Raw genomic sequence first — 13,382 nt, forward strand, 5'->3', positions numbered from 1 at the left:
GTCAGTCTAATTTGCAGCGCTATTAACGCAGGATGCTTTGATGTATACCGGTTTTTTCGGTTTAACCAGTCCCCCTTTTTCCATCGCGCCCAATCCAGATTTTATGTATCTGGGCGCCAGGCACACCGAAGCGTTAGCGCACCTACGCTACGGGCTGGGTGATGCTGGCGGTTTTGTCTTGCTAACAGGTGAGGTAGGTACCGGCAAAACCACTGTGTCGCGCTCACTATTACAAGAGCTTGACAGCAGTACCGATGTCGCCTTTATTTTAAACCCAACGTTGTCTGAGCTGGAACTATTGGCCGCCATTTGTGACGAATTAAAAATTCGTTATAAAAAAGCCGATGCCAGTTTAAAACTGCTGGGTGATAAAATTACCCAGCGGCTGCAAAAAAACCATCAGGCAGGTAAAAAAACCATTCTGATCATTGATGAAGCGCAGCATCTGCAACCGGTGGTGTTGGAGCAACTGCGCTTATTGACGAATCTTGAGACCAATACTAAAAAATTGCTGCAAGTTATATTAATTGGCCAGCCAGAACTACAACAGTTATTGCAACGCAATGACCTGCGTCAGCTGGCACAGCGCATAACTGCTCGCTACCACCTTCTGCCACTGGATTTAAATGAAGTGCAACATTACCTGAAGTATCGCTTGCAGGTAGCTGGGTGCAGCAGGCCTGTGTTTAGCAATAAAGCGGTTACGGCGCTTTACCAGCACAGCGGTGGCATACCGCGGCTGTTAAATTTGCTGGCCGACCGCGCCATGTTAGCCGCCTATAGCTTACAAAAACCATTGGTGGACGTTGCACAAGTGCAACGTGCTGCCAGCGAAGTACTGCCGCGTAGCCAGAAAACCGCCGGGCGCATGCCACAGACCGCCTTACCCGTTTGGTTCTGGCCGTTACTGACCGGCGCTGGTATAGTGCTTGGCTTTCTACTGGCGATTGCATTGTTGCCACTGCTGCAGGGTTAGGTATGTCAATTTTAATGGATGCACTAAAAAAGCAAGTCGATCCTGCACCAACGTTGGTTGTTAAAAATAACAATAATGGCTGGCGTAATCTGGCGATGTTATTGGGGTTTTGTCTGGCATTATTGCTGGGCTTTACGTTGGCAATGTGGTGGTTAGCTGACAACGCAATACCTGCACCAACAAACCTGCAAATACAATCTGCACCAGAGATAGCCGATAGTGCCAGTATTGTTGCGGCGCTAACCCGTACTGGCATTACAACTGAGCGGTTAACGGTGCCAACAGTACTAACTACACCACAAGAAATTTTTGAACCTGAACAAAAAATTATTAGTGTTACCGCAGGCTCTGCAACCAGTCCGTTGCAGACTAAGGTTGTTGCCAAACCGGTAACAACAACAGAAAATGAGCCTGCAGTCCCGCCACCGGTTGTGGTGTCAGATGAACTGCGACAGCGTTTTGCCTCTGCACTGGCAGCTAGTGAAACCGGACGGACCAGCTCACCACCACGCAATAAACTGGCCCCGGCTAGAGATATCAGTGAATTAGCACCACAATTACAGCAAAAAATACCTGACTTACGCTTTGAAGCACATGTCTATGCTACCCAACGCCAGCAACGTTGGGTAAAAGTAAATGGTAAAAGCTTACAGGAAGGGCAATGGGTTACTGCTGATGTTCGTTTAAAAGAAATTACCCCACAATTTGTGTTACTGGAAATGGGCACTGAAATATTCAGCATGCCCGCGCTAACCGACTGGTTGCAGCGTTAGTTGCTGTAAGGTATTGGTATTGTAATAAGATTGACCAGACAAAAAAGCTGTTTTAAGCGGGTGTTTTATAAATAATTACGGACATCCAGACCATATTTTTTTAAATCTACGCAACCTTCAATATGCTCTTCCTGTTGGCGGGATAAATCCATTATTTTTGGTGTAATATGGTGTTGGTGAGCGCTATGGTAAAACAATTTTACTTTGGGTTGGGTGGGTTTTTTTTGGTTGTTTTCCAACACCAATGCCAGCTTGCCTGTGGTCAGCTTTACTACGGTGCCTGGTGGGTAAATACCAATACACTTTATAAATAGCTGCAACAACTCAGTATCTAATTGTAACGGCGTCATACCGAGCAAAAAACGTGATGCCGCCAGTGGGCTCTGGTTACTATTGGCCGGGTTAGTTAGCTTTTCATACTGATTAACAATCGCCAGCATTTGACTGCCTTTGGCTATTTGCGGTGCCTTAATAGGTGGTGAGCCGCTACCATCAAGTAAAGCACAATGCTGGCTTATCCATAACGACACCTGCCCGGCAAGCTCTTTATTTCGCTGCAGTGCGGCCAGACTGGTGCCAATGGCAGCGGCATCAGGCTGGTTCATTTGTTCAGGTTTCAGCGCTTTACCCACATCGTGCAGCAGTGCCGCAGTAATTAATGTTTTTGTTCGATCGGCGGGTAAATTAATAAACTTAGCGTAAGCGGCAATGTACACCGCACAATTAACACTGTGCTGCAATAAGCTGTCGCTTTGCTCCGCTATCCGGGTTAGGCATAATAATACGTCCTTGTTACGACTAACCGAGTCAGATAAACCGGCACTAACTTCATGTACCAGGGTTAAATCGATAGGCTGTTGGTTACGAGTAGCGTCCAATACCAGTTGCTGTACCTGCTGGCTTTGTAATAAGGCCTTTTCTGCCCGCGGCCATTCGTCAGCAAATAAATGCCGTACCGGGTTAAGCTCTGTCTCTGGACTGTCTGCACTTACTTTTGCAGCAGAAGCAGGCACGGCAGTGGTGTGTTCACTGGCTAAAAACCGCGCTGGATCAGTAAGTACCGTTAACACCCCTTTAGCTTTTAACAGGGCAATAGCTTGCGGGTTGCGGACCCAGCCAGCATGCTTAACAATAACGTCACCGTGTTGTTCTAACACTTCAACGACATAACTGCCGGGTTGTAGTTCAGTAACGGAGATTTTTTGATATGTCATCCGATTGTCAGCTTGCACCTGTATTTACAAAAGTTATTTAGTGTACGCTTAAATTACTTAACCTGACGTTAACGCCTCGACCAAAGGCGGTTATTTTGCGGTTAGAAGAATAAGTCGTCAGCCATTTACACTCAGGATAAAGCATAGCAAAAGCTAGCAATAGTGCAGACTTTGTTTGTTACAAATTGCCTGCTATTACAGTTGGTTATTTTTCAGCATTAACGGTATATAATTATATTATTAGCGGCTCAACCAGAATACTTATGATGACGTTGCCATTAAAACAAAAAACACTGGATCGGATTGACCTAAATATTCTCGATACTCTGCAAAAAGAAGGGCGTATTGCCAATGTCGATTTAGCAAAAAAAGTTAATCTCAGTGCTAGCCCATGCATCGACAGGGTTAAGCGACTAGAGAAAGATGGTTATATTGAGGGGTATGGCGCCCGCTTAAATGCGGGTAAGTTGGGTTTCGGTACCACAGTATTTATTGAAATTACCCTCGATAATACCACCAGCGCGGTATTTGACCGTTTTAAAGACGAAGTATTAAAAGTGCCACATGTTGTTGAATGCCATATGGTAGCAGGTGGTTTTGATTACCTGTTAAAACTACGCCTGCCAAATATGGATGCTTACCGGATTATTTTGGAACAAATTGTCGACTTACCAGGGGTGGTAAAAAACCATACTTATGTAGTGATTGAGCAGGTAAAGCGCGATACAGGGCTGCCATTGAAAGCCAATGACAGCCTGGGATAGCGGAGGGCGTTTACATCCAACGCTCACTGTCGCGTCGTTTTGGCCATAATGCGGGTAACAGTAAACCAAAAATAAGCCCAATTAATAAAATAGCTGAACCAATAACCATTGGGTTTTGCCAAATACTGCTATTAGTAACATCCAATTGGGTTTTAAGCTGCTCGTAGCTGCGGTTAGCTTGAGCCAGTTGTTCCAAAGCGTTTTCACGTTCAACAATGGCGGCATCGAGCTGACTGCTTAAATTCTCTCGTTGCTGATCAAGCTGTTGTAATTGCTCAAGCTGGCTATTCAAGCGTTCCATTAGCGTCTCTTGCTGGCTAACAAGTCCTGGGCTGTCGCTGACATATTCTTTTGGTAACCAGCCGATTTTATCGTCTTCATAGCGAATTTGCGTATAGCCGCTATCACTGTCTTCACTGATAAAGGTAATCGCCTGACCGGCATTGATGGTACCGACAATCCGGTATTGATTACCAGGACCCGAATGCAAGTAAACAAACAATGCGTCGCTAATGTAAGCGGGTTTTTCGACATCACTTTGTTGGGATGCAGCAGGCCAGCTTAGCGCTAGTAACAAAGCAGGTAACAAAAATAACCGGGGAACGGAGCTGCGAAATAATCTAAACATAGGTATCCTAATCCAATCTGATCAGCTGTTACGCTTGAGCAGGCACTAACATAATACTTCGGATGATAGGGAGTTGTTAGCAAGTTGACAAGTGTAAAAAAGTTGCTGAACGGCTTATGGCCTACTACTAAGGATAACCTGACATGGTTTTGGAGTTGGAATTAAAGTTTTTATTGGCGCAACCGCCCGGCGAAAGTCTGCAGGCATTACTGGCTGAATGTGGCGAGATACGCCATGCTGGCCAGACCGCATTACTGAATGCTTATTATGATACGCCTGATAATTGGTTCCGCCGCCATGACATGGGCCTGCGCACCCGACAAAAAAAAGGGCAGTTTGAGCAAACCATTAAGTTAGCCGGTCAGCAACATGGTGCGTTGCAAGCCCGACCTGAATTTAATTTGCCCGTATCCGGTATCGTGCCAGATTTAGCCGCTTTTCCGCCGACAATATGGCCTGAACATACCGATATTGTGCTGTTACAGCAGCAGTTGACCGAGATATTTCGCACCGATTTTATTCGTCATAGCTGGCAGCTTAGCTGTCATGGTAGTGAACTTGACGTGGTATACGACAGCGGTAGGGTAGCGGCAGGTAACAACAGTGAACCGATTGCCGAGCTGGAGCTTGAGCTAATTAGTGGTGCAGCGGCCGCTTTATTTTTAGTGGCTAAACAGTTAATTGCCAAACTAACACTGCGCACCGGCTGGCTTAGTAAAGCTGCCCGCGGTTATTTGCTGGCTAATCAGCAGCAACTTACGCCACCATTGTCTGAGCAACAGGGGCTGATTGCTAATCTGGCGGCGTTGCAGTGTACCGAGGCATTGTATTATCGCCGGGTTATGGCAGACGGTATATTAAGCCATGGTTTGGCCGAGCTTACTAAGGCCCAGCATTATCTACAGGCCCTTAGCGCCGAGTTGGCTTCACTGCAGTATTCAGCGCTCAGCAGTGATGCAGCGGCCTTGGCGAGCAACTTGCAGCAAGGCGTAGTGGTATTTGAGCAAACGGCTTACAACCAGTTATTGTTGGCATTGGCGCAGTTATTATTCCAGCAAAGTGTTGCCGGCCACGCGTAATGTTCAGCCAGGAGAGGTTATGAGTAGCATTGACAGTTACTGGCAACAACACTACAGCCAGCTTAATACCGCTGAACTAAATGCTGAGCAGCAGCACCAGCTCATCGGTTTACTAAAAGCCAGTTTGTTTTTAGGCCGTACCTTGTGTCAACAAACCGATTTAATTGACGTGCTGCTGAATAAAACCCGGTTGACCGAACAATTAACACAGCCGTGGCAAGATCCCTTAACCGAGGTTGATCCAGCGGATGAGGCTGCGGTGTTTCAACGTTTGCGCCGCTATCGTAACCGCGCATTGTGTCTACTGCTTGCCGCCGATATTTACCAGCTGCAAACCACTGCAGAAAATTTGTGCCGGGTATCAGCTCTGGCTGACTGTTTAATTAACAGTGCCTATCGTTGGGCTTATCAGCTGCAGCAAGAGCAAAGTGGTACGCCTTTCGATCAGTATGGGCACGCCATGCCACTGCTTATTCTTGGGATGGGGAAACTCGGTGGTGGCGAGCTTAATTTCTCTTCTGATATTGATCTTATTTTTACCTACCCCGGGCACGGCGAAACGCGCGGTGGCCGCCGGCCGCTGGAGCATCAGCAGTTTTTTACTAAAGTGGGCCAAAAGCTCATTGCTGCTCTACATCAGGCTAGTGCTGACGGCTTTGTTTATCGGGTTGATATGCGCTTACGACCGTTTGGCGATAGTGGACCTTTAGCGCTTAGCTTCGCCGCACTAGAAGATTATTACCAGGAGCAAGGGCGTGACTGGGAGCGATATGCTCTGTTAAAAGCCCGGGTAATTAATCCGGAACAACCGCATAGCCGTGAACTTTATCAGCTATTAAAACCCTTTATTTACCGCCGTTATATTGATTTTTCAGCGATTGAATCGCTGCGACGAATGAAGCAATTGATTGAGCAGGAAAACCGCCGCCGCAATCGGGTAGATAACATTAAATTGGGTGCCGGTGGCATTCGCGAAGTTGAGTTTGTGGTGCAAACCCTGCAACTCATTCGAGGAGGTCGGATCCCGCAACTACAACAACAAAGTCTGTTAGTGGCTTTAGAGGGGTTAGTGCAGCACGAGATGCTAACTGCCGGCCAGGCCAATGAACTTAAAACCGATTACCTACTGTTACGCCGGGTAGAGCAGGCTTTACAAGGTGTTGATGACAAGCAAACACAAACACTGCCAGCAGATGATACTGGTAGGCAGCAGTTGTTGGCATGTTTAAACATCAATGAGTGGTCAATTTTACAGCGGCAAATCGCCGACACAATGGCGCGAGTGCATCAGCAGTTTAAGCAAGTTATTGATCATGAAGACAGCCCCGAGCAAGAAGAGCTAGGGGTTGGTCGTTTATTGTGGGGCAGTCAGTTGCCGCCAGCTGAGTTGGCTGAGCAACTAGACTGGCTACCGACAGACGCGGCTATTAGTCTGATCGAACAACTGCAGGTATTTCGACAAGATTGCCAAAAGCGCAGTGTTGGGCCGCGTGGCCATGAGTTTTTAACGAAATTAATGCCTATTTTACTGCATTTATTGCAGACCGAGCAGGCTGAAACACTGGTGTTGGGCCGGGTGCTGGGCGTGTTTCGACAAATTATGACCCGCACTGCCTATTTAGAACTACTGTATGAAAACCCGCTGGCATTGCAACAGTTGGTGTTGTTATGTACCCAAAGTGGCTGGCTGGCCGAGCAGCTGGCGCGTTATCCAATGCTGCTTGACGAGCTGATTGACCCGGAGCAATTATATCAGGTTGCTAATAAAGCGGATTATCAGGATCGGTTGCGCCAGTATTTATTACGGGTGCCAGAAGATGATTTAGAACTGTTAATGGAAACACTGCGCCAATATAAACAAGCGCAACAGTTACGCATTGCCGCCGCCGATATCAGTGGTGTATTACCGCTTATGCAAGTCAGTGACCACTTAACCTGGTTAGCTGAAGTGGTGCTGGAACAGGTTGTCACGTTAGCCTGGCAGCAAATGACTGAACGCTATGGTTTGCCAGAGGGTGCCAACGATACGGATCGTGGTTTTGCGGTTATCGCCTATGGCAAAATGGGTGGACTAGAGCTTGGGTATGGCTCAGATCTCGATCTGGTATTTCTACACGATTGCGACAGTCTGGCCAGTACCAACGGAAATAAAGCCATAGACTCACGGCAGTTTTATTTAAAGCTGGCGCAGCGCGTTTTGCATTTAGCGACCACCCGCACCAACAGCGGCGTGTTGTATGACATTGATACCCGGCTTAGGCCGTCTGGTAATTCTGGTTTGTTGGCCATTCATATCAATACCTATCAGCAGTATTTACAGAATGAAGCCTGGACCTGGGAGCATCAGGCGCTGGTTCGTGCAAGGTTAATTATTGGCTCTACCCGCATGGCGGCGCTGTTTCATGCCATTCGCACTGGCATTATTGAACAAGTTCGAGACCAGCAGCAATTACGGTTAGAGGTAACGGCGATGCGCCTGAAACTGCGTAGCCACCATGGTAGCGCGGAGGATGATGTTAAACATAGCTTAGGTGGTATTGTTGACCTGGAATTTATTAGCCAGTATCTGGTGTTGGCGCATGGCAGAGCATGTCCGGCATTGTACCGTTATAGCGACAATATACGGATCCTCGATGCCGCTGCAGCGGCAGGTTTACTTGAAAAGCAGCAGGCAGAAGACTTACAGCACGCGTACCAGTTATTACGTGGCCTGGGCCATCGTTTGACATTGGCGCCAGCCCGGGTGCCAACTGAAAGCCGCTTGGCGGAAGCCCGGGCTACGGTACAGCAAGTGTGGCAACAATTATTTGGTGCAGATTAACTGCCGCGAATAGGCTGACAATGTTCTTGTAAATAGGGAGTTAATCGATTGGTGATTACCGCCGCTCGTTGGTTGGGGCAGAAAAAAGTCAGCACTGGTTCAGCAAAATCTGGTGCGATGGCGTTTCCAACCTCGAAAATGGTACCCAGTAACGTGCTGTCGGTTTGAAAATACTGCTTTACCAGATAATCCCGCGGTAAGGTCCAGTACAACTCTATGCCCTCGCTGCGGGCATAATTGCTTAAGCTGGTTTTTAAACTGTCACCGGCCCGAAAGCGGCGGTCAGTAACCAGACCTTGCCAATTAGCTGGCGCGGGCAATACGTCGCGGCCGCGTTGTGCCAGATCCCGGCTAAGCAGGCCGCTGGAGTCGGGCAAGGTAATATGAAAGTCGCTTTGTTCACTGCCAGGCCGATTGCCGCGAATTTTACTGTAAAACTCACTAAAACCGCGGGCTGCGGTGTTCATGGTTTCTTTTTTTATGAGCAGCTCAGATTTTGTCAGTAAAAAGTAGCCACCAGCTAGCAGTAACCCAAGTATTAGTATGGTACGAAGCCAAAACCACATCGTTATTTACTCCCCTCTGGCCTGGTTGTGGTCGCGGCTTTATACAGCGACGGATCATCTGGTAAAGGCCGGGTTTTAAAGCGGCGATGTAACCACATATATTGCTCTGGATGATACAACACCGCCTGCTCTACCCATTGATTAACCCGGGTTACATCGGCTTTGTCATCGCCACTAGGGAAATGCTTAAAAGCCGGTAGCACGTCTACCTGATAACCTTTAAAACCGGGTAAGCGATAAGTATAGACGGGGATTACCACACAGTTTGCGGCATTGGCAAATAGCAAGGTGCCGGTGGTGCTGGCCGTGTCTGCCACGGCAAAAAAAGGCACAAATTCGGCGCGGCTGCGGCCATAATCCTGATCGGGCAAATAAAAGCATACTTCCTGTTGGTTTAACGCCTGAATTAACCCTTTTACATCGCGCTTTCCAATCATATATTTATTGGCTCGGCTGCGGCCATGGTACTGTAAATAGTCCATTAGCAGGTTATTGTGTGGCCGGTAAAAACCAACACTGGGATGGGTTAAGCCAAACACCCGGCATGCCGCTTCCAGATGTAGAAAATGCGCCGCTAACAGCAACACTCCTTTGCCCTGTGCCATCGCGGCTTCGATATGCTGATAACCCTTAAAATGTGCCAGCTTACGGATGCGCCAGTTTGGCCACCACCAGCCAATAATCGTTTCAAATAGCGCCTTGCCAGACTCGGCGAAGTTGGCTTTAAGTAGCCTCTGCTGCTCGGCTGCCGGCATTTCAGGAAAACACAGTTCGATATTACGCTTAGCCACGTTACGCCGTGAACTCATCAGCTGATATAACAAACGGCCAACAGCGCTGCCTAGCAGCATTAACAGCCGATAAGGTAACCAGCTAATAAGCCACATCAAGCCAACACCCAGCCATAATAACCAATATTGAGGTAGTAAAAATCGCCAGCTAAAACGGGGGGCATTAACCACAATGGCTATCTCGATAATAAACAATGTGGCTATTGTAACGAAAAAAAACGCTCAGGAAAGGCAAAACTGGTAGGAGGTTCACCGCAGCGGCGGTGAACCTTCGGCAAATTTAATTAATAAGTGCCTGATTAATCGCCAGCAAGTCTTGTTCAGACAGGTTACCTGCCGCCTGTTTTAGTGACAATATTGCAATAACATAGTTATAGCGGGCACCCGATAAATTACGGCGGGCTTCAAACAAATTGCGGGTACTTTGCAATACATCAACGATGGTGCGAGTACCGACTTCAAAGCCGGCTTCAGTAGCATTTAGCGCGCTTTCAGCTGAAATAACCGCTTGCTCTAATGCCCGAATAGTTGAGATATTGGCGTTAATATCGTTAAAAGACACCCGAACCTGGCGCACGGCAGTGCGATAGCTTTGCTCTAAATCCTGACTGGCGGCCACATAGTTAGCGCGTGCTACGTCTGTTGCTGCGGTGGTGGCACCGCCACTATAAAGAGGTACCCGTAAGTTCAGGCCAATTTGCTGGTTATCAAGCCGTGGCGGATTACCCTTTTGGGAAATGCCACTAAAGGTGTTTGTCGATTTTGTATCGCCAGTGCCATAGCTCGCATCCAGGCTTAATGTTGGGTAGTGGCCCGCTTTGGCGTTCTCAATATCATTTTGAGCAACGTCCAGCGCCAGTTTATTCGCTTTGATATTCAGGTTCAGCTCTTCTGCTAGCGTTACCCAGGCATCAGCAGTAGCGGGTGATGGCCGCACTGTTTCAAATTTACTGGTGTCTAAACTGGCTAGCTCGCTGTGGTATTGGCCGGTAATTTCACGCAGCGTTTCGCGGGCGGTTTCCAGCATATTTTGAGCAGCAATTTCCCGCGCAACTGCGCTATCGAACTGGGCCTGGGCTTCATGTACATCGGTAATGGCGATTAACCCCACGGCAAAGCGTTGTTTAGTTTGTTCTAACTGGCGCTCAATGGCGCGTTTTTCGGCACCGGCAAAGCCTAAATCGTCGACCGCTTTTAACACGTTAAAGTAATTTTGCGAGACCCGAACAATTAAACCCTGTGCTTCAGCATCCAAAATAGTCTGGCTTTGCATCGCCCGTTTTTCTGCTGTGTTTAGGTTTTTCCAGTTGGTCCAGTCGAATATTGACTGGCTGAGGGCAACTTGGGCACTCCAACCTGTGGTATCACTTTCAAGGGTAACCAAGTCATCGCCGATAAAGGTTTGGCGTTCAATTATTTGATTATTATAGCCAGCGGTTAAATTTATTTGCGGTAGTAAGCTGGCTTTAGAAATATCTATGCGTTGCTTGGCTGCATCGCGCACCGCCATTGCTCTAAGTAGTTGCGGATCTTTCTGGGTGGCTAACTGATAAACTGCAGCAAGGTTATCTGCCATTGAGCTAACACTAAACACCGCTAAAGAAGACAGCATTAACGTACTTAAAAGAGTTTTTTTCATAATCACCACGTCTTGGCTTAAAAGGAAACTGCCCAAATGATAACCTGATACGGTAAACTACGTCAGAATTAAACCGTAAAGTTACCCTTAAGAGTGTAACAAAATGTGAGAGCAGACATGTCTGAATTCAAGAATAGCGATTATCCCTCATTTGCTGAGCAAGATGTAGAAATAATCGATAAAACCACGGTTTTTCAGGGTTTCTTCCGGATAGAACGCTGTCAATTAAAGCATAAGTTATTTGCCGGTGGATGGAGTAAACCCATGGTCCGGGAGATATTTGAGCGCGGCCATGCGGTTGCAGTACTGCCGTATAACCCACAAACCGATGAGTTGCTATTAATTGAACAGTTTCGGATAGGGGCGGTTGGCGCCAGTGGTAGCCCCTGGTTACTGGAAATTATTGCCGGAATGATAGATCATAATCAAAGCGCAGAGCAGACTGCCCGGCGTGAGGCGATAGAGGAAGCCGGACTGGAGCTTGGTCCGTTATGGCCTATGCTTAATTATTTTTCCAGCCCAGGCGGCGCGACTGAGCAAGTGCAGTTATATCTTGGTTGGTTAAATCAGCCCGTGGTACCTGGTATCTTTGGGCTGGCAGCCGAGCATGAAGATATAAAAGTACATTTATTGCCACGTCAGCAGGCCATGCAGCTGCTGGCAGAGGGTAAAATTAATAATGCCGCCACAGTTATTGCGTTGCAGTGGCTGAGTTTACATTTAACTGAGGTGCAAAGTACCTGGAGTAATAATGTTGTTGACTAAACCGCGGCACTATCAGCCGCAGTTACCTGATTTTTTGAGTTTGTGCGAGCGCAATTATGCGCGGTTAAACCGCTTACTGCCGAAACAATTTTCACCGGGCGAGCATTGGCTTATTGCGATTACCGAGCAGCAACATTATCAGTTGACCGTACTGGAATGTGGCCCTTTTACCACCCGGCTAAAAATAGAACTGCTAGCGACAACCGCGCCGCTGTTAAAACCGAGCTTTGACGTACAGCTTTACCATGACGCGCAACTGGCTGAAGTAGTGCGGGTGGCTAAGCAGCGCCAATTTGCTGCCCGTTATCCTTACCCTAATCCACAGATGATGCAGCCAGATGAAAAGCGCCAAATTAATCAACTGTTAGCCGACTGGCTTAAACTGTGTACCGAGCAAGGTTACCTTGTGCCAGAGCAGGTAGTAAAATAGTGACGGTATTAACGCTGGCCCACAAAGCACGGTATCAGATAGTGCAGCTGAGTGATTGTCATTTACTGGCGGATATCGATGGTGACTATAATGGTATTAAGCCTGGTCGTTATTTGCAGCAAGCGTTATTCGCTATTGCCGCTGATAACGCTAACCCACCCGATGCAGTTATTATTAGTGGCGATTTAAGTCAGGATCATAGTTTTCAGTCCTATCAGTTGCTTGCTCAATTGTTGCAATGTGTTCGCTGCCCGGTGTTAATTTTACCTGGTAACCATGATGATTATGCGCATCTAGACTGGCTATGCCGCCAGGCACCGGTTGTGGCGGCAACCAGTCTGCAGTTGGCAACCTGGCAGTTAATGCTGCTGGATACCAAAACCGATACCCCGGCCGGCGGCTTTGAGCGCGCCAAACAAACCGAGCTGCTATGCCGTTTTACCAGCAGCTCGGCTGAACAATTCTGGTTATTCAGCCATCATCATCCCTTGCCACTGGGCAGTGCAATTGATAAGCACGGTTGGTTAGATGCTGAGCCGTTCTGGCAGTTGCTGGCGGCAGAGCCCAGAGTGAAAGGCGTAGCGCACGGGCATTGCCATCATGCTTATAGCAAGCAGCACCAACAGATCAGTGTAGTTGGTTGTCCGGCTAGTTCGGTGCAGTTTTGCCAGCAGCATGCCTGGCAAACCATTGACCGTGGGCCCATGTATTGTCAGTGGTTTTTTAGCGACGCGGGTCAGGTAAGCTGGCAGTTTCAAGCCACTAACGGCTAGCCGTAGTGGTGTTTGTTGCCCCAAGGTTACTGTTAGTTAACACCAACCTGGCTATTTAGTGCTGTTGCAAAGCACTGATGAAGTGTTAGATTACCGCAACGCCGTTAACCACTAGCCACGGCCAGCCGCAGTGCCCATTACGCCGTGACCCGTGCCCGGATTT

At 47.9% G+C, this 13,382-nt stretch carries 13 protein-coding genes; 8 read left to right on the forward strand and 5 right to left on the reverse strand.

From position 1 onward, the window contains the following. Nucleotides 1–40 precede the first annotated feature (40 nt). Nucleotides 41–976, forward strand: coding sequence for an ExeA family protein (locus VT06_RS02735; protein ID WP_046552716.1), 936 nt, complete (start codon nucleotides 41–43; stop codon nucleotides 974–976). Between the two features lie 2 nt (nucleotides 977–978). Then, nucleotides 979–1,749 (forward strand): general secretion pathway protein GspB, encoded by a 771-nt coding sequence (locus VT06_RS02740; protein ID WP_046552717.1) that lies wholly within the window; start codon nucleotides 979–981, stop codon nucleotides 1,747–1,749. Nucleotides 1,750–1,814: 65 nt separating this feature from the next. Here VT06_RS02740 and VT06_RS02745 read toward each other — a convergent pair whose 3' ends face one another. Next, complete coding sequence (locus VT06_RS02745; protein ID WP_046552718.1) at nucleotides 1,815–2,963, reverse strand: HD-GYP domain-containing protein; 1,149 nt, start codon at nucleotides 2,961–2,963, stop codon at nucleotides 1,815–1,817. A 266-nt stretch (nucleotides 2,964–3,229) separates the two neighbouring features. Between VT06_RS02745 and VT06_RS02750 the strand changes: the two genes are divergently transcribed. Further along, complete coding sequence (locus VT06_RS02750) at nucleotides 3,230–3,727, forward strand: winged helix-turn-helix transcriptional regulator (protein ID WP_046552766.1); 498 nt, start codon at nucleotides 3,230–3,232, stop codon at nucleotides 3,725–3,727. A gap of 10 nt (nucleotides 3,728–3,737) precedes the next feature. Here VT06_RS02750 and VT06_RS02755 read toward each other — a convergent pair whose 3' ends face one another. After that, nucleotides 3,738–4,355, reverse strand: coding sequence for a TIGR04211 family SH3 domain-containing protein (locus VT06_RS02755; protein ID WP_046552719.1), 618 nt, complete (start codon nucleotides 4,353–4,355; stop codon nucleotides 3,738–3,740). Between the two features lie 143 nt (nucleotides 4,356–4,498). Here VT06_RS02755 and VT06_RS02760 point away from each other — a divergent pair, with 143 nt between their 5' ends. Continuing rightward, nucleotides 4,499–5,434, forward strand: coding sequence for an inorganic triphosphatase (locus VT06_RS02760; RefSeq protein WP_046552720.1), 936 nt, complete (start codon nucleotides 4,499–4,501; stop codon nucleotides 5,432–5,434). Nucleotides 5,435–5,453: 19 nt separating this feature from the next. Next, nucleotides 5,454–8,255 carry a bifunctional [glutamate--ammonia ligase]-adenylyl-L-tyrosine phosphorylase/[glutamate--ammonia-ligase] adenylyltransferase gene (gene glnE / locus VT06_RS02765; protein WP_046552721.1) on the forward strand — a complete coding sequence of 934 codons (2,802 nt, stop codon included), beginning with the start codon at nucleotides 5,454–5,456 and terminating at the stop codon, nucleotides 8,253–8,255. Here glnE and VT06_RS02770 read toward each other — a convergent pair. From VT06_RS02770 to tolC, 3 genes are all read right to left on the reverse strand, one after another. Then, nucleotides 8,252–8,821 carry a TcpQ domain-containing protein gene (locus tag VT06_RS02770; RefSeq protein WP_046552722.1) on the reverse strand — a complete coding sequence of 190 codons (570 nt, stop codon included), beginning with the start codon at nucleotides 8,819–8,821 and terminating at the stop codon, nucleotides 8,252–8,254. The genes glnE and VT06_RS02770 overlap by 4 nt on opposite strands. A gap of 2 nt (nucleotides 8,822–8,823) precedes the next feature. Continuing rightward, nucleotides 8,824–9,807 carry an LpxL/LpxP family Kdo(2)-lipid IV(A) lauroyl/palmitoleoyl acyltransferase gene (gene lpxL / locus VT06_RS02775; protein WP_235357336.1) on the reverse strand — a complete coding sequence of 328 codons (984 nt, stop codon included), beginning with the start codon at nucleotides 9,805–9,807 and terminating at the stop codon, nucleotides 8,824–8,826. Nucleotides 9,808–9,892: 85 nt separating this feature from the next. Then, complete coding sequence (gene tolC, locus VT06_RS02780) at nucleotides 9,893–11,251, reverse strand: outer membrane channel protein TolC (protein WP_046552768.1); 1,359 nt, start codon at nucleotides 11,249–11,251, stop codon at nucleotides 9,893–9,895. A gap of 117 nt (nucleotides 11,252–11,368) precedes the next feature. Between tolC and nudF the strand changes: the two genes are divergently transcribed. Genes nudF through VT06_RS02795 form a run of 3 tightly spaced genes read left to right on the forward strand, consistent with a single transcriptional unit; the run spans nucleotide 11,369 to nucleotide 13,219 of the window. Then, entirely contained in the window at nucleotides 11,369–12,016 is a 648-nt protein-coding gene (nudF, locus tag VT06_RS02785; protein ID WP_046552723.1) for an ADP-ribose diphosphatase, read from the forward strand. Next, nucleotides 12,003–12,446: a DUF1249 domain-containing protein gene (locus VT06_RS02790; protein ID WP_200897886.1), complete on the forward strand. Its 444-nt coding sequence runs from the start codon at nucleotides 12,003–12,005 to the stop codon at nucleotides 12,444–12,446. The genes nudF and VT06_RS02790 overlap by 14 nt, the downstream gene beginning before the upstream one ends. After that, nucleotides 12,446–13,219: a metallophosphoesterase gene (locus VT06_RS02795; RefSeq protein WP_046552724.1), complete on the forward strand. Its 774-nt coding sequence runs from the start codon at nucleotides 12,446–12,448 to the stop codon at nucleotides 13,217–13,219. The genes VT06_RS02790 and VT06_RS02795 overlap by 1 nt, the downstream gene beginning before the upstream one ends. The last annotated feature ends 163 nt before the right edge of the window (nucleotides 13,220–13,382 follow it).

Source organism: Arsukibacterium sp. MJ3 (assembly GCF_000987765.1).
Lineage (GTDB): Bacteria > Pseudomonadota > Gammaproteobacteria > Enterobacterales > Alteromonadaceae > Alishewanella.